15 protein-coding genes and 1 pseudogene are annotated in these 16,136 nt (G+C 37.9%); 13 read left to right on the top strand and 3 right to left on the bottom strand.

The window, feature by feature from the left end; translation table 11 throughout:
- The 8 genes from M4I42_RS11245 to M4I42_RS11210 form a co-directional block, all read left to right on the top strand.
- A partial coding sequence (locus M4I42_RS11245; RefSeq protein WP_268852257.1) for a GNAT family N-acetyltransferase occupies positions 1-669 on the top strand: 669 nt, incomplete at its 5' end.
- A 71-nt stretch (positions 670-740) separates the two neighbouring features.
- Complete coding sequence (locus M4I42_RS11240) at positions 741-1,886, top strand: hypothetical protein (protein ID WP_268852256.1); 1,146 nt, start codon at positions 741-743, stop codon at positions 1,884-1,886.
- Between the two features lie 33 nt (positions 1,887-1,919).
- Complete coding sequence (locus tag M4I42_RS11235; RefSeq protein ID WP_268852255.1) at positions 1,920-3,158, top strand: ATP-grasp domain-containing protein; 1,239 nt, start codon at positions 1,920-1,922, stop codon at positions 3,156-3,158.
- 20 nt (positions 3,159-3,178) lie between these two features.
- On the top strand, positions 3,179-4,141 hold the full coding sequence (locus tag M4I42_RS11230; protein WP_268852254.1) for a radical SAM protein: 963 nt from the start codon (positions 3,179-3,181) through the stop codon (positions 4,139-4,141).
- Positions 4,135-5,178: a GNAT family N-acetyltransferase gene (locus M4I42_RS11225; RefSeq protein WP_268852253.1), complete on the top strand. Its 1,044-nt coding sequence runs from the start codon at positions 4,135-4,137 to the stop codon at positions 5,176-5,178. The genes M4I42_RS11230 and M4I42_RS11225 overlap by 7 nt, the downstream gene beginning before the upstream one ends.
- 73 nt (positions 5,179-5,251) lie before the next feature.
- Positions 5,252-6,457 carry a DegT/DnrJ/EryC1/StrS family aminotransferase gene (locus tag M4I42_RS11220; protein ID WP_268852252.1) on the top strand — a complete coding sequence of 402 codons (1,206 nt, stop codon included), beginning with the start codon at positions 5,252-5,254 and terminating at the stop codon, positions 6,455-6,457.
- An 81-nt stretch (positions 6,458-6,538) separates the two neighbouring features.
- Positions 6,539-7,012: a nucleoside 2-deoxyribosyltransferase gene (locus tag M4I42_RS11215; RefSeq protein ID WP_268852251.1), complete on the top strand. Its 474-nt coding sequence runs from the start codon at positions 6,539-6,541 to the stop codon at positions 7,010-7,012.
- A gap of 102 nt (positions 7,013-7,114) precedes the next feature.
- Positions 7,115-8,347, top strand: a complete 1,233-nt coding sequence (locus M4I42_RS11210) for an ATP-grasp domain-containing protein (RefSeq protein WP_268852250.1) — start codon at positions 7,115-7,117, stop codon at positions 8,345-8,347.
- 413 nt (positions 8,348-8,760) lie between these two features.
- Here the strand turns inward: M4I42_RS11210 and M4I42_RS11205 are convergent.
- Positions 8,761-10,101 (bottom strand): annotated as a pseudogene (locus M4I42_RS11205) (IS1182 family transposase); the annotation flags it as partial.
- Positions 10,102-10,360: 259 nt separating this feature from the next.
- On the opposite strand from M4I42_RS11205, the gene M4I42_RS11200 reads away from it, so the two are divergent.
- Positions 10,361-10,528 (top strand): hypothetical protein, encoded by a 168-nt coding sequence (locus M4I42_RS11200; protein WP_268852248.1) that lies wholly within the window; start codon positions 10,361-10,363, stop codon positions 10,526-10,528.
- Between the two features lie 187 nt (positions 10,529-10,715).
- Here M4I42_RS11200 and M4I42_RS11195 read toward each other — a convergent pair whose 3' ends face one another.
- The gene (locus tag M4I42_RS11195; protein ID WP_268852247.1) at positions 10,716-11,951 is read right to left on the bottom strand and encodes an IS256 family transposase; all 1,236 of its coding nucleotides are present in this window, start codon (positions 11,949-11,951) and stop codon (positions 10,716-10,718) included.
- A gap of 711 nt (positions 11,952-12,662) precedes the next feature.
- Here M4I42_RS11195 and M4I42_RS11190 point away from each other — a divergent pair.
- On the top strand, positions 12,663-13,577 hold the full coding sequence (locus tag M4I42_RS11190; protein ID WP_268852246.1) for a tyrosine-type recombinase/integrase: 915 nt from the start codon (positions 12,663-12,665) through the stop codon (positions 13,575-13,577).
- Positions 13,578-13,651: 74 nt separating this feature from the next.
- On the opposite strand, the gene M4I42_RS11185 is transcribed toward M4I42_RS11190, so the two are convergent.
- Positions 13,652-14,221 (bottom strand): hypothetical protein, encoded by a 570-nt coding sequence (locus tag M4I42_RS11185; protein WP_268852245.1) that lies wholly within the window; start codon positions 14,219-14,221, stop codon positions 13,652-13,654.
- A gap of 89 nt (positions 14,222-14,310) precedes the next feature.
- On the opposite strand from M4I42_RS11185, the gene ruvA reads away from it, so the two are divergent.
- The 3 genes from ruvA to M4I42_RS11170 are packed head-to-tail and all read left to right on the top strand — an operon-like array spanning position 14,311 to position 16,124.
- Entirely contained in the window at positions 14,311-14,910 is a 600-nt protein-coding gene (gene ruvA / locus M4I42_RS11180; RefSeq protein WP_268852244.1) for a Holliday junction branch migration protein RuvA, read from the top strand.
- A 12-nt stretch (positions 14,911-14,922) separates the two neighbouring features.
- Positions 14,923-15,921, top strand: a complete 999-nt coding sequence (gene ruvB / locus M4I42_RS11175; RefSeq protein WP_268852243.1) for a Holliday junction branch migration DNA helicase RuvB — start codon at positions 14,923-14,925, stop codon at positions 15,919-15,921.
- A complete protein-coding gene (locus tag M4I42_RS11170) occupies positions 15,918-16,124 on the top strand; it encodes a DUF2905 domain-containing protein (RefSeq protein WP_268852242.1) in 207 nt (68 codons plus the stop codon). Before ruvB ends, M4I42_RS11170 begins: the two co-directional genes overlap by 4 nt.
- Positions 16,125-16,136: the final 12 nt, after the last annotated feature.

Below are 16,136 nucleotides of genomic sequence, written 5' to 3'. Positions count from 1 at the left end.
ATTAATGAAGGGGAGTTGTATATTGCTAGGGTGGGAACAAATATAGTAGGAGTTCAATTATTAGTACCACCTATTCCTAAATCATTTGTTGACTTAGATAGTTACTTCAATTTAATAAATTCAAAGATGGTTACAGGTTATCGTATGGTTGTACACCCAGAATTTAGATCAATGGGAGTAGGACGTAAACTAGCAGTTGATGCACCAAAACTTGCTGGATATGAGATAATAGAAACAAGATCTGCATTATATCATTATATTCCTATTCCTGAGCATTGGGGTTACACAAACGCTGACAAGTATTTTGATGATATATATTGGAAGGACAGACCAGCCAACATGAAACTGGAGCAATATATTATAGAAAACGGTTTTGATCCTAATTTATTTGTCGATGATGATTATTGTTTAGATTTTATTAGAAGAGCCGATAGAAAGAAATTATCACAACTTATAATGGAAGATAGAATTGAACAAGGTCGTAGTGTATTACTGTATTATTTCAGTATAATGGCTGAATGCGGATACCCTTATGATGGAAATGTTGATACATTAATAGAAAAATTTAAATCTAAAATATGGCTTCCTAATGATGATGAAGATCTTGTGAAAGGTTTAAAAAATCATAAACAAGTAAGATATGGAGCTTTTTTTAGAAAGTTAAAATAATAAATCAACCGATCGTGTATTTTTAGAATATTTTAATTTTATAAATTATTAGGAATAGGAAGTTGATTAAAATGAAAAAAATAATTTGTACAGCAACTTCATTTGGATATGGACCTGTATCAAAACTAATAACTATCTGCAAAAATTTAAAGAAGCTTGGTTTAGAACTGGAGCTTATTGGTGATGGGATAGCCTTAGAATTAGCAAATCATACTGATTACTTTAATAAAGTATATAGGTATAACTTTACAAATATTGAAGACTCCTCATGTATTAAATTTAGCAAAATATTTAGAGAAGCTGATTTAATGTTAAACGTTTTAGAACCAAATGCTGTCCTAATTGCTAATAAATATGAAATTCCAACTATTTATATAGATAGTTTATTTTGGATGTGGGAAGACATTCCTCCTATTCTACATAACGTTAAATATTATATAGCGCAGCGTTTCCCTGGTATAAGTAGTAAAATCAAAAGATTCAGTAAAGAAATTAAGAATTTTTATCTCTGTGGACCAATTGTTGATACCTCATTTACGAGTGAGGGGGGTAGGGATGATTTACTGTTGATTAATTTCTCAGGTTTAGAGACACCTTTTACTAAAATTGGTGAAAATCTTTATTATCCTGAAGCAATTATGTCAAATTTAATCTCCCCCTTAAATGAATCTTCGTGGAAAGAAATTGTAGTGACTGGCAATAAATCAATAATGCAACATTTTAAAAAATTATATGGACAATTTTTCAGAGGACATTTCAAACATTTATCACATGATAACTTTTTAGAACTAATGTCAAAAGCTAAAATGATTATTACTTCACCAGGTCTAACTACTACTTATGAAGCTCTTGTTTATGGAACACCTATAAGGTTTTTACCACCTCAAAACTACAGTCAAGCATTAATGTTAAACTTTTATCAACGTTGTGGTTTTTCTGATATTACATTAAACTGGTGTGATTTATATCCCGATTATATTATTCCAGTTGACTTACCAGAAGAGCAGGGAGTTTTTCTTGTCAACAATACGATTAAACGATTTTCACAAGATAACTTATCCCAGAAAATAGCACGCAACCAGTTTAAAAAGATGATTGAAACCCCTCCACCGTCTATTGAAAATCAAAGGGAGATATTGGGTGAAACATTGTCCGATGGGGTATCTGAAATTGTCAATATTATCAAAAATGAAGTACTAGTTGAGAAAAAGATATGAAGCTTTATCTCTTAATCACTAGGAGGAATCTAAATGATCAATTATCAGAATAGTTCAAAAAAGCAGTTGCTCTATATAGAAGATAGGCCAATGATATTAACAGACCGAATTTTAAAATGTAAAGAAGTACTACCAGTAATATTAAGATTTAAACACTTAAAAGATAATTTTTCCCAACAATATTTAAGAGAAACTGAACAAAAATATCCTGTTTTTTGGGTTGATATTATGATTCCTATTGAACAAGAAGCTGAAAGGTTTCTATATTGGCAATCTAAGAAAGGACTAAAAGTGGAATTTTTTCTTAATCCTTCAGAAGTTGCTCAATATTATGCACAAACATTTGCACGTTATTTAGGATTACCATCTCTTACAGAAGAGCAAACAATATGTTGTAAAAATAAGGTATATATGAAGGACAAATTGAATGAAATTGGACTAAATACTGCTAAATACCGAGTAGTTGTTACGACAGAGGAACTTATTGAAGCTGGAACTGTCTTAGGATGGCCAATTGTTCTTAAGCCAGCTAATGAGAGTTCTTGTAGAGAAACATACTTAATAAAAAATACTAAAGAAGCTATTGAAATTAATCTACACTCTCAGCATCAATGGTTAGCAGAAGAATATATAGATCTTGACGAATATGCAATAGATGCTCTCGTTTTTAATGGAAAGATAATAGATTATTATTTGACTAAGTATCCTGCTCCACTTTTGCAAACATTTAAAGGAGCAATTAATGCAAACATTACTCTTCGCCATATTTCTCCAGAGATGAAGAATGCAGTCGAGGATATTTTGAATAAATATGTAAATGGTATGGGCTTTAGATATGGATATATTCATATGGAATATTTTGCTGATGAAGAGCATAGCAGGGTAATTGTTGGCGAAGTAGGGCTCAGAATAGCAGGTAGCGATATTTTATCTAATCATGAATTATCTTTTGGATTTGACATTTATGATGCAGTTATAAAGATACATACAGGAGAGTATCCGGAACTTGTTTATACGGAAGACCGATTTGTAGGGAATTTATTATTACCGATTAAACAAGGAATAATAAAGCATATTTCAACTTTAGATGAGTTGCTGAAATTTGATGGTGTCATTGATGGACAGTTGAAAGTGAAAGAGGGTCAAAAAGTTAAACTAGAAGGAGCAGCTCATGAGTGTTCAGGTATTTTACTTGTAGAAGGTCAGTGTGCAACAGAAGTTCAAGAGAGAATGTTAGAAGTATTAAATCATTTTAAATTAGTTGTGGAGTAATTGTTATGGAGGTGTTATTGGTGCCAAAATACTTATTTATAAGAATTTTGGAAGCTTGTAATGCAGGTTGTTTTATGTGTGACTTTCGACATTCTAAAGATGAGTATCGTCTTAGTAAAGAAGAATACTATAAAATTTTAACGCGTAGTTTTGAAGAAGGAATACGATTTGTTAGATTTACGGGGGGAGAACCTCTAAAGCATGAATTAATAATAGATTTTGTATCTATTGCAACTAGCATGGGAATTAAATCATCAATTATCTCTAATGGATATTATTTAACTGAATATGCGGAACAATTAAAAGAAGCAGGTCTTTCTCAAATTATTGTAAGTATAGATGGAGCAACGGCTTTGTCCCATAATCGTTTTAGACAAACACCAGATCTTTTTGAACGAGCAATTGAAGGGTTGAAGAAATGTAAAGAACTAAAAATTAGAACTAGGGTAAACACCGTAGCCGGACCCCATAACTATGAGGAACTTATAAGGATACAAGAGCTTTTAACAAATATTGGTGTGGATCAATGGGAATTATCTGCTTTAAAACTTAATAGACCTTTAAAATATAGCGAAGATGTTCGCCAGCGAATCATTTCAGATATTGATTATTTATACAATGTAGGACCTGCTCAAGGATTGTTAAAGCCAATGGGGAAAGTATGGTGTGGTCAAACTGAGGAAGAAAGGACTAGATACTTTGAAAAGGGTATTCCGCCTACTCCAGATAACGTTTGCAATTATGTTTATTACGTTAGGTATTATGATGCAAAAAACGGATATTTATTCCCTTGTAGTATGCTACCACACCGTATAGATCGTCATGAAACTAATGTTTATATGAAACCTGCTAATTTCACTACAATTAGTGAGGAGATGCAAGAGAAAGTCGAATTTTTTAGTAAGAATGGTTGTAATATATGTCAAGGCTGTTCTGCATCTGCAGCTGGATTCGTTGGATCAGGAGAAGATTGGGAATGCTAAACGTGGATTATAATAAGTTGATTCACAATGGTTATGAGATTACTGAACTAAAAAATATTGTTGATTTTTACAATATAAAAGAAGAATGGGAGCAACTAGTTAAGCCGAGTATTTATTATTTAACTCATACATATGATTGGTTTTATTCAACATGGAAAAGCTTAACAGGTTGGAAAACTGTACAAGCACTCGCTATTAGAAAGGAAGAGGCTCTAATTTCTGTTATTCCATTAATATTAGAAAAAAATCTATATGAAACTAAAGTTATAAATGTTCCAACTTCTATTGTTCCTTTCTTCGCAAGTACTGATCATGAACATATATTAGATTGTATAATACATTATCTAAATTATAGAGTTCCAAATTGGCTGGAACTTTCTTTTGAAGAACTAGACTTTAATTTTTCTGAATCAGAAATTTTAATTTCAAGTGCAAAAGATAATCAACTTAGTATTGAACTACATAAAACACATGAAACTCCCATTTTACAAAATGATTTAGATTTTGATCATTATTTTAAAAATCGCTCAAAAAAGATAAAGAAAGCGCTTGGCAACAAACAGCGTAAGTTATCATTTCAAAGTAGTTATAAACTCAAAATCTACTCTAATCCTGAAGAAATTCAGTTAGGATTAAAGCAAATTTTTGAGGTTGATTGTCTAAGCTGGAAGTTTAGTGAAAAATCTGATATGTCATCTCGTGAAGGGCAATTAGTTTTTTATGAAACTTTAGCACAACAATTAGCAAACAAAGGGTATATAAATTTATGTGTCCTCGAATTAGAAGATACAAATGAACCTATTGCATTTGAATATTTAATAATTTGTGAAGATAAAGCGTTAATCGCAAAACATAGTTATAAGCAAAAGTATGCTAAGTATTCACCTGGTGTAATATTAAGATACGAGATATTAAAAGTTTTGCTGAACAAAAATATAAAAACTATAGATACTTGGGGATTTAAAGATCAATTCAAAATGATTTGGTGTAATAAAGTTGTTGATAGGTATTCTGCTCGTATAAAGAAGAAAGTATAAGGATTATAATACAGACTGAGATGTTTATAATAAATATCCTCTAATAACTACTAAAAATAGATAGGTGGTTAAAATGAAGGTTCCAGTTAGGAAAGAGCTTGCTGGGAATTTTTACGGAAGCTATCTAATTGGTAATGAAGAGATTAAAGAAGTTACAGAAGTATTGAAATCTCAATCAATCTTTAGATACTATGGACCTAACCTCCTAGGTAAAACAGATCGATTTGAACAAGATTTAATGAAGTTTCATAATGTTCAATATGCGTTGGGAGTCAGTTCCGGAACTGCTGCACTAAAGTGTGCTCTAAAGGCCTTAGGAGTAGGTACTGGTGATGAAGTCATCGTGCCTGCTTATGGATTTATAGCAACAGCTGGATCGGTAGTATCATGTAATGCTATCCCCATATTTTGTGATGTTGATACATCCCTCAACTTAGATCCTTACGATTTAGAACGACATATAACCAATAGAACTAAAGCAATAATAGTCGTTCATATTATGGGCGTTGCAGCTAATATGACTCATATTAAATCAATAGCTGATAAATATGGAATACCAATTATAGAGGACGTAGCTCAATCCTTTGGTGGTAGTTATAAAGGAAAACGATTAGGAGTGATTGGTGATGTAGGATGTTTTAGTTTTCAAGCTAATAAAATATTATCTACCGGAGAAGGTGGTGCATTAATTACAAATAATGAAAAGTTATATAAAAGAGCTAAGATATATCATGATCAAGGCGCAGTAAGGATTGGGAACAGTTTTCCAAATTGGAATGATGAATCATTTTTTGGTGAAAATTATAGAATGAATGAAATAACAGCAGCAATTGGCATTGCTCAGTTGAAGAAAATACCGACCATGCTCAACAAATTAAAAAGACAAAAACTATTACTAAGAAAGATTATAAATAGGTGTGACATTAATTATCGTAGCTCTTGGGATGATAATGGTGATTGCGGAATATCAGAGTGTTTTTTTGTAGAAGATCTAGATAAAAGAGACGAAATTATAAAGAAGTTACGCGAATTAGGTATAAATGCACATGGATATTATAGCTGTGCTGTGTATGAGAACAAATTATTTTTAAATATTTCTGATAAATATAATTATTTAGACAAACAAATTGATTCAGAGAAAAAAAATAGATATAAAACAGGTGATTGTCCTAAAGCAGAAAAGCTTTCTAGGCAAGCAGTGTGGATACCAATTAGTCCTCTTTATTCTGACGATGATATTAAATATATAGGTGAAATTCTAAAAAAATATGTAACTTAAAAAAAATCATGATTTTATACAATTTACTTATAATATATTTTTATAAAATATCAAAATAATAAGAAAATTAGGGGTGAAACAATGAGAATTTTCTTTGCATATCCTTTTACAAAGTTATTAAATTCTTCGACAGGTATAATTGATGAAGGAAATACAAACTTTATTTTAAACGCTGTTAATAAACTAGAAGAAATGGGAAACAGTGTTTTCTCTGCTCAATGCCGTGAAAAGTTTGGAAAGGAACTTATGGATCCAGATACTGCTACAAAATTAGACTTTGAGGAAATGAAAAATGCAGATCTTGTGATAGCATTCCCTGGTCAGTTTCCTATATCAGGCGGGGTTCATGTAGAGCTAGGATGGGCATCTGCCTTAGGCAAACCAATTATAGCTTTTCTCCATAAGGATGAAATGTATACTCCAATGATTCAAGGATTACATACTGTAACAAACGTTAAATACGTAACTTTTGACGACAATGATACTGATCTAGATATAATTAACAAAATTATAACAGAGGTTGAAAAATATATTGATATTCCTGCAAAAGTTTAATATCAAAGATACTCCTATTACATCAAACAATCAAATAACAAATCCTTCTTAAATTATTATAGAACTATTTTATTAATTGATTAGACAGGAGTGTTATTACTAATGAGTATTCTGTTAATAAATCGCGATAAAGGAATAAAGTTATCTGAAATACTTTCAGAGGTAAAACATGAATTAGTTGTTCTAAGTATGTATGATTTGCCAGATTCAGATGAATTTAAATACTTTGAAGTTATTCCGAATTTAAGGGATTTGACATATTATTTAGAACTTAAGGCAATAGAATTACATCAAGAATATTATTTTAAAAAAGTAATAGCAGAAGACGAATTTGATTTAATACGGGCGGCTAGATTAAGGGAATACTTTAACATTGAAGGTCAAACTGTTGAAAGTGCTGTAGCATTTCGAGATAAGGTGAAAATGAAAGATTATTTGAAAGGTAAAGTCGACTTACCAGAATATCAAGCCCTTACTTCCGCCTCTGTTTTGCATGATTTTGTAAGAAATTATGGATTTCCTATTGTAGTAAAACCGAGAGATAAAGCAGGAGCACAGGGTGTAAATATTATAAATAATCAGGAAGAACTTTATAATTTTTCAAAGACTAAATGGGATTATGACTTGCAAATTGAAACTTTTATCTCTGGTGATATGTATCATGTTGATGCAGTTGTGGAAGAAGGAAACATAACCATGTTATCAGTGTCTAAATATATAAACAGTTGTTTATCGTTTTTTAGTAAAAATAACATACTAGGTAGTTATCAAATACATCCCGAGGCTGAAATGTATAAAAGATTAGAGGATTATTTTAAGAAAGTATTGAGTTTTCTACCTACACCAAGAGTATGTGCATATCATATGGAAGTTTTCCATACTCAAGAGGATAAGATCATATTATGTGAAATAGCTAGTAGGATAGGTGGAGGATATATTTTAGACACATTTAAACAAGCATATTCTGTAGATGTACTCTCCTATTTATACAGAAGATGGTGTGATTTACCTGTAGATAAACCTAGTCCAAAAAATACTAATAAATTATTTGGGTTTCTTTTAATTCCTCCACAAGATGGGGTGCTATTAAGTATACCGGAAGAAATAAAGTATGACTGGGTTTTAAAATATGACAAAAATGGTGAGGTTGGAAAGAGATATAATAATCCATCATACTTTACAGATAAGATAGCTGGTATTATGATCGAAGGACATTCTAGCCAAGATGTACTAGACAAGTTATTTTATATAGAAAATTGGTATAATAACGAAGTTAAATGGGATTTATCTTTAGATAAAGAACCCGAAAAAGTATTAAATAATGTATCGTCTTAGTTTGTACACACCGTTGCTGATATTGTATAAACTATACTCCTTTGAATTTTCAGTAGCGATCTTTTCTTTGGCTTTTTAATCTTTCTATGTCAAAAAACCTGAGAGAACCTGAACCTAACAAAACCTAACATTTTACTGACTGATTGCTTGAAATAGGGGGAGAGAACGTGATTTTTCGCCGTTCGCCGTTGCGCTCTATGTAGGGAATTCGACTGGACCGGAGAAGATGGCCTATGTCCTTAAAAATAAAAACAAAGGATAACACCCGATCACTATCGGGTGTTCAGACTGTTGACAAAATGGGTTACAGACGAATGTCTGTAACCCATTTTGTTCCATAAAAGAGTTGGATTTCTAAAAGAAACAGAGAGAATAAGTGACCATATGAATGAAAAGGAAGGACGGTGCTTCGTCTTCCATAGGTAATTCGCCAGTTTTTTCAAATTCATGGCAGCACAAACAAGCATCGCCTGCGCCTGATTTCTTTCCAATCCTCGGTAATTCGTCCAACGCAGACCATGCTTCTCTTTTAAATCGGCAAAATCCCGTTCAATCGTTTCTTTTCGGAGGGCATAGAGTTCGCGATACTCCGGAACATATCGCAAATGTTCGGCTTCTTCATAGTAGTCCTGCCATACATGACGCGTGACGACTTTCGTGTGATTCTTGCTTTCTGTACACTGACGAAGATACGGACAGCTTCGGCATACCGATGGGTCGGATTTATATTCCCGATATCCTTCTCGATTTGTGGTAGAGTAAGATAAGACTTGATCATTCGGACATAGATAACAGTCAAAATATTCGTCGTACACAAAATCAGATTTCCGAAAGAACCCCTCTTTTGTTTTTGGGCGAGTGTACGGCCAAATGAGCTTGACGTTTTGGTCCAGTAAATACTTGGCGATAGCCGGAGTTTTATATCCTGCATCTGCGCACAAGGCTTCCGGACATTCTTTGATTTCCTGTTTCACTCGTTTGAACAGTTCAAAAAACGCCTGACTATCGTGAATATTTGCCGCCGTCACATAAGGATATAACACCCATCCGTGGCGGTCACAAGCCGTGTGGTACGAATAAGCAAACACTCGCTCCCGTTCATTTTTCACAAACAGCCCACTGTCCGGATCCGTTTTGCTTACTTTCACTTCTCGTTTTTTTTTTTTCGTTTCCGGTGGCAATGGAGACTTTCCATGAGCGATGCGATCCTGTTCGATTTCTTTTTCGAGTTCTTGTTGGTAAGCTTTCGCTTCTACTTCTGCCATTTCTGTTGTAAACTTCTTTTTATTAGCACTTGCCTTGACATGAGTCGAGTCCACGTACACCACACTTGGATCGACCAATCCGTGTTGAAAGGCTTCGTCTAAGATTCGTGAAAAAATCTGATGGAACACATCCGTTCCGGCAAAACGACGCGCATAGTTTTTACTCGGTGTCGAGTGATGAGGGACGGGATCATGAAGGCTAAGCCCCAAAAACCAACGGTAGGCCACGTTGGTTCGGATTTGTTCGACCGTTTCACGCATCGAGCGGATTCCAAATACATACCGAATCAAATACATTTTAAACAGCATCACCGGATCAATGCTCGGACGTCCATGATCAGGAGAATAGAGATCTTTTACGATGTCGTAAATAAAGGAAAAATCAATGGCTGCATCTAGCTTTCTCACCAAGTGATCCTCTGGGACAAGATCATCCAGTTTTACCGTCGTTTCTGTATAGCGCCCTTCTTCTTGGCGTGGACGAAGCATCGTTCTTTTCCCTCCGTTCTTCCTCTGTACTACTGTACTACCCTCATAATAAAACAGCTTGTCGACTTTGTCGACAAGCTGAACACCCGATCACTATCGGGTGTTGTTTATTACTCGTAATGAAATAATGACTATCTTTTTTTCGAGTGATAACATAAAAGAAAAACGGACCGTCTCCCTGGCAACACCCCAACCCGTTTCTTGCCTGGCGATCGGTCCTTTTCCTAAGATATTCATTTAGAAAGGAGTGTTACTTGCTATGCTTGATTTTAACACATTTGACGCGCCAACGATAGAGGAAGCGCCGAAAAAACGCGAAAGAAATCAATTATTTTTGCCTAAAATCTATTACATCCAAGTGAACGATTGGATTGACAAATTATCGCCGAATACGTTTGCTGTTGGTCAAGTCCAAATTATTGTGTAAATTCCCCTTTGATAGACAACATGGACCTGAGACTGGACGTATGGTAGGTAAGTCCGGCAAGTCTCCCTGCCGGTCGCCTTCCCGGACCAATGATCATGTTGTCAAGGAACAGGTGTGTCAAGGAGCTTTCGCGGCATATCCTCGCTTCGCTCCGGTATTCCACGTTCTCCTTGACACAGCGAAGGGGTTATCCCACTCTCTTGATCGCCGGAGCCTCCTGATTCACCGATCGGACTCCTTGCTCTTTCGTTTTCCGCCACCGCCAATATTCGGACATATCCAAGTATTTACGTCCCGACATCCATTTTTCGTCGATTTCGATCAACACGGCGCCAACGAGACGATACACCGATTCCCGGTTCGGAAAGATGCGGATGACCCGTTCTCTGCGGCGGATTTCCTCGTTCAGCCGTTCCACTCCGTTGGTCGTGCGCAGGCGCCGCCGGTAACGGTCCGGATAGTCCAATACAGCCGTGGCGTCTTCAAATCCTTCTTCGAGGATTTGCATCGCTTTCGGCGCTTTTTCTTCCCATTCGGCCAGCACTTGTTCCAATAACAGCCGGGCCGTTTGCTTGTTTGGGGCATGAAGAATCCCCCGAATCTCCTCAAGCAAGGCATCCTGCATATACTTTGGTGCGGCATCGAGGATATTGCGAATAAAATGTGTTTGGCATCGCTGCCATGTCGCTCCTTGGAAATGCTTTTCAATCGCTTGTACAAGCCCGCCGTGCTGATCCGAGATGATCAAGTCCACTCCCCGGAGTCCCCGATGTTTCAGCCACTCGAAAAACTCGCTCCAGCTGGACTCCGATTCACTGTTTCCGATTTGCAGGCCAAGAATTTCCCGGTATCCTTCCTCATTCACTCCTGTGGCGATCAAAACGGCTCTGGAACGTACCCGTCCATCTTCCCGGACTTTCGTATAAATCGCATCCACCAGTACAAACGGATACACGTGTTCATGCAAGGAACGATGATTCCAGTTTTGGATAATTGGATCCAGCCCCTTGCACAGCGAGGAAACCGTGGATTTGGAAAACGAGGTGCCGCACAACTCCTCTGTGATTTGGGTGATTTTTCGGGTAGACACCCCGTTTACCACCATTTCCATGAGTGCCAGTACCAGTGCTTGTTCGCTCCGTTGATACCGTTGGAACAGTTCCGTAGAGAACTCTCCATCTCTTGTTCGTGGAACGCGCAAGGTCAACCGTCCCACCCGGGTTGTCAGCTGGCGTGGATATGAACCATTTCGATAGCCTTTTCGTTCTTCCGTTCGTTCATAACGACGAGCCCCCAGCTGTTCTTCCACTTGCGCCTCGAGGATTTGGTTTAAGACTTGTTCCAGCAGCTTCGCTAATCCCTCATCTCTGGTGAATAACCCGTGCAAAAGTTCATCATTTAGGGTAATATGATATTGAGCCATGGTTGCATTCCTCCTTATGTTTGGTGTTTTTGGTCCACTGTTTATTCTACCAAAGGGGAAGCAACATGGCTCTTTTTCTATTTCCTTTTTACACAATTATATGGACTTAACTGGCCATTCCTCGCGTGTATTTCTCAATTTGTTGCTTCTTTATATGGTAAAGGTGACCTTTACAACATTTTAACGCAAAAATTTATTTTTAATTTTTTACGCTTCATATGAATGCTCTTTTTAAACCATTTAGAATAAATTGGGATGATATAAATACAATTGGTACAAGTGGAATCGAAGGATGGATGGCTATGAACTGATAGCTGTCACCAATGAGTCCTAACCATTCATAGGAAATTGTTTTTGGAGGGTCTATCTGTATATATTCGACATAAGTGCCTCCAAAAAACAATTTCAACACCCCTAGGTAAGCGGTCATAATAATTTTGTTGGTGCAAATGTAATGTACTTTCCGTGGGACCATCACCACCAACATGGATATGAAAATATGATCACCTTTGTCGACTTTAGATAAATGAGATTTTTCCCTGTCTTTTGGTATACTATTTTATACAATTTAACTAGTCGCATAATTTACGTTATATGACTAACAATCTATTCTTTTTTATGATATACTCGTCATATAATGTTATTTTTTCGGCCGATTTTTTACTCTTCGAATCCTTTTAAACTCGTCGTATAAGTGAAAGGGTGGAAAAGATGTTAAATGAGTATGTTACCTACCTTCAGGAAAAGGGTGCTTCCCCAAACACCATCATCTCCTATACGAATGACTTGAATATCTTTTTCAACGATTTACATATCCGTCCGGGTGATTACGTTACGCCGGCTGACATTCGCAAATGGATCGAGCAAATGTTGAATCCGGTAGAAGGGAAACCATTGGCGATTTCCACGATCAACCGCCGGCTTAATTCGCTACGAAGCTTTTATTCGTGGGCGGTGGAACATCATAAGCTCGAACAGAACCCAATGAAAGACATCCAGGATTTAAAATCGGCGGATGAAGAGAACGAAAAAATTATGTGGCTGACGGAAGAGGAATTCGAGGACTTATTGCATCGGATGCGGAAAAAACCGGTGCAAAGCCGGGGAGTCGATCCTGAAGAGAAATATCGCCGGGACCGTGCGGTGGTATATCTGCTTACCTATGCGGGATTGCGCGTAGAGGAGTTATCCAATTTGAAATTAACGGACTTGGATTTAGAGATGAAACGGATTCGCATTGTGGGAAAAGGGATGAAGGTCCGGACCGTGCCGATCTCGAATATCTTGTTGGCGGAACTCGAGGATTGGCTTAAGTTTCGTGCGGAAATGGCAAAAAAGAAACCGCATGTGGCTGAATCGCCATATGTCTTTTACAGCCAGCGCTCACCGAAATTTTCGGTACGAGGCATCCAGCGAATGATCGAAAGCTACAGCCTGCCGAATAAAAAGCTCACGCCCCACATGTTCCGGCATACGTTTTGTAAGTGGATGTTAAAGGCGACGAACAACGATATCGAGAAAGTGCGGAGGCTTGCCGGTCATAGCAATATCGCCACGACATCACGATATTTAAAAGACAGTTATAGTGATTTGGCGGATGCTGTGGAGGCATTGCCGAAGTTTTGAAGAAACAGATTCATTTTTCGATAAAATAAAAGAAGTATAGCCTGCCGAGGGAACTAGGCTATACTTCTTTAAATTTAATAGCGGTATCTTACGATAAATTCCGGGTCTTGTTGCCAAGCAAATGATATGGCTTTTCTTTGTGTATGAGGGATATCGTAGACCATCTCGCTAATTTCCTGTCCGGTATGAGCAATCCCTTTTGTTGCATTTGTATCAATTTGAGCTTGAATAGGTGTCAAAATAGTCATTTGAACTCTTCCGTTTCCAGCAAGCTCAAGTCCATCAAACGGTAAAACGATGTAAAATTCAAATGTGTCATTGTTAGGGTCAACATCATGAAGAGGGTAAAGTTTATAATCATATGATAACATATAAACATTCGAAGCACCGGCAATTGGAGTTAATGGTTTTTTCTCCAACGTTGCGCGAAGAATTAACTTAGATGCATCAGAAATAACTTCTGCTAAATTGCCTTGCTTGGACTGATCAATGATGTCTTCTGTTCCAGAAAGTAAGGTGTCTTCTCGCTGAGGATACATTTTTAATTGTTGAGTTTTTAATAGCTGCGCAATCTCCGGTGGTAATGAAACTCCTTTTGGTACATACCAAGAAAGTTCTTGTTGGATTGGCTGATCGGTTACCAAAAGTGTCTCAACATGAAGAATATACATTCGCTTTTTTTAGTGGATGTGGTACAATGAGAAGCAGTGAGAATAAAGAGAGGGGAACGGTTTTGATTGAGTTTGTCCGCGGAGTGATTGATTATGTTTGTCCCGAATACATTGTTGTAGAAACGAACGGGATCGGCTATCAAATTTTCACGCCGAATCCGTTTTCGTTTCAGCCTGACCGTGGTACAATCGTGACTGTCTATACGTATCAGTACGTGCGCGAAGATGTGATCGCTCTGTACGGGTTCCGTACGCGCGAAGAACGGACACTGTTTGCGAAACTATTGCAAGTGTCCGGCATCGGGCCAAAAGGCGGGCTTGCGATTTTAGCGGCAGGGGATCCGCAACAACTTGTGCAAGCGATCGAAGCAGAAAACGAAGCGTTTTTATGCAAATTCCCTGGTGTCGGAAAAAAAACGGCACGGCAAATGATTCTCGATTTAAAAGGAAAATTGCAACACGTCTTGGCCGATTCGCTCCCAAATTTATTTGCGGAGTGGACTGCGCCAGAGCGCCAAGGAGCGCTTGATGAAGCGATCGAAGCGCTAAAAGCGCTCGGCTATGCGGAACGAGAAATTCGCAAAGTGGTGCCGGTGCTAAAAGATGAAACGATGTCCACCGACCAGTATATTAAACGCGCGTTGCAGCTATTATTAAAGTAGGGAGGGAGAACGTTGGAAGATCGCCTTGTTGCTAGTGCCGCTTCGCAAGAAGAAGCGTCGCTAGAATATAGCCTCCGCCCGAAATTTTTGCAAGAATATATCGGTCAAGATCAAGTGAAAGACAACTTAAAAGTGTTTATCGAAGCGGCGAAAATGCGGGAAGAAACGCTTGATCATGTGCTGTTGTACGGACCGCCGGGGCTTGGAAAAACGACGTTGGCCGCGATTATCGCGAATGAAATGGGCGTTCGGTTGCGGACGACATCTGGACCGGCGATTGAGCGCCCTGGCGATTTAGCGGCGATTTTAACGTCGCTCGAGCCGGGAGACGTTCTATTCATTGATGAAATTCATCGTCTCCCTCGCTCCGTCGAAGAAGTGCTGTATCCAGCGATGGAAGATTATTGTTTAGATATTGTCATCGGCAAAGGGCAAACGGCGCGTTCGATTCGTCTCGAGTTGCCCCCGTTTACGCTTGTTGGAGCGACGACAAGGGCGGGGGCGCTGTCTGCACCGCTACGTGACCGTTTCGGCGTATTAAGCCGCTTAGAGTATTACCGGCCAGAGCAACTTGCACAAATTGTAACACGTACGGCCGATCTTCTCGAAGTGGTGATCGAGGAAGCGGCTGCGTTTGAAATTGCCCGCCGCTCGCGCGGAACGCCTCGTATCGCCAACCGCTTGTTGCGCCGCGTCCGCGATTTTGCGCAAGTAAAAGGAAATGGAACGATCACATCCGAACTGGCGAACGAAGCGCTTGAGCTACTGCAAGTCGACCGGTTAGGGCTTGACCATATCGACCATAAACTATTGCAAGCGATGATCGAAAAGTTTCGCGGCGGTCCTGTCGGTTTAGAAACGATCGCTGCCACGATCGGGGAAGAAGCACAAACGATTGAAGACGTATACGAGCCATATTTGTTGCAAATCGGCTTTTTGCAGCGGACGCCGCGCGGCCGCATTGCAACGCCTGAGGCGTACAAGCATTTTGGAATGGAGGGACCAAAATGAGCAATTTCCCGAAAATGATCATGATGATGGGCGCTATTTTGCTTGTCATTGGATTTATTATGCAGTTTGTGAAACTCGGTCGCCTTCCGGGCGATATCGTCATTCAAAAAGGCAACACAACGTTTTATTTTCCGGTCGTGACGTCGATTTTATTAAGTATCGTGCTTTCGCTCATTTTTTACGTCATCGGCCGGTTTCGTTAAACTAAAAGAAAT

Source organism: Anoxybacillus sp. J5B_2022 (assembly GCF_026847645.1).
Taxonomy (GTDB): Bacteria; Bacillota; Bacilli; order Bacillales; family Anoxybacillaceae; genus Anoxybacteroides.
The sequence above is the reverse complement of the archived record's forward strand: the minus strand, read 5'-3'. Positions and strand labels throughout refer to the sequence as shown.

Excerpts from the sequence above, each read along its gene's own strand:
- M4I42_RS11215 (WP_268852251.1), top strand. The coding sequence starts at position 6,539 with ATGAGAATTTTCTTTGCATATCCTTTTACAAAGTTATTAAATTCTTCG.
- M4I42_RS11210 (WP_268852250.1), top strand. The coding sequence starts at position 7,115 with ATGAGTATTCTGTTAATAAATCGCGATAAAGGAATAAAGTTATCTGAA.
- M4I42_RS11190 (WP_268852246.1), top strand. The coding sequence starts at position 12,663 with ATGTTAAATGAGTATGTTACCTACCTTCAGGAAAAGGGTGCTTCCCCA.
- M4I42_RS11235 (WP_268852255.1), top strand. The coding sequence starts at position 1,920 with ATGATCAATTATCAGAATAGTTCAAAAAAGCAGTTGCTCTATATAGAA.
- M4I42_RS11170 (WP_268852242.1), top strand. The coding sequence starts at position 15,918 with ATGAGCAATTTCCCGAAAATGATCATGATGATGGGCGCTATTTTGCTT.
- M4I42_RS11240 (WP_268852256.1), top strand. The coding sequence starts at position 741 with ATGAAAAAAATAATTTGTACAGCAACTTCATTTGGATATGGACCTGTA.
- M4I42_RS11220 (WP_268852252.1), top strand. The coding sequence starts at position 5,252 with ATGAAGGTTCCAGTTAGGAAAGAGCTTGCTGGGAATTTTTACGGAAGC.
- M4I42_RS11225 (WP_268852253.1), top strand. The coding sequence starts at position 4,135 with ATGCTAAACGTGGATTATAATAAGTTGATTCACAATGGTTATGAGATT.
- M4I42_RS11195 (WP_268852247.1), bottom strand. The coding sequence starts at position 11,951 with ATGGCTCAATATCATATTACCCTAAATGATGAACTTTTGCACGGGTTA.
- M4I42_RS11200 (WP_268852248.1), top strand. The coding sequence starts at position 10,361 with ATGCTTGATTTTAACACATTTGACGCGCCAACGATAGAGGAAGCGCCG.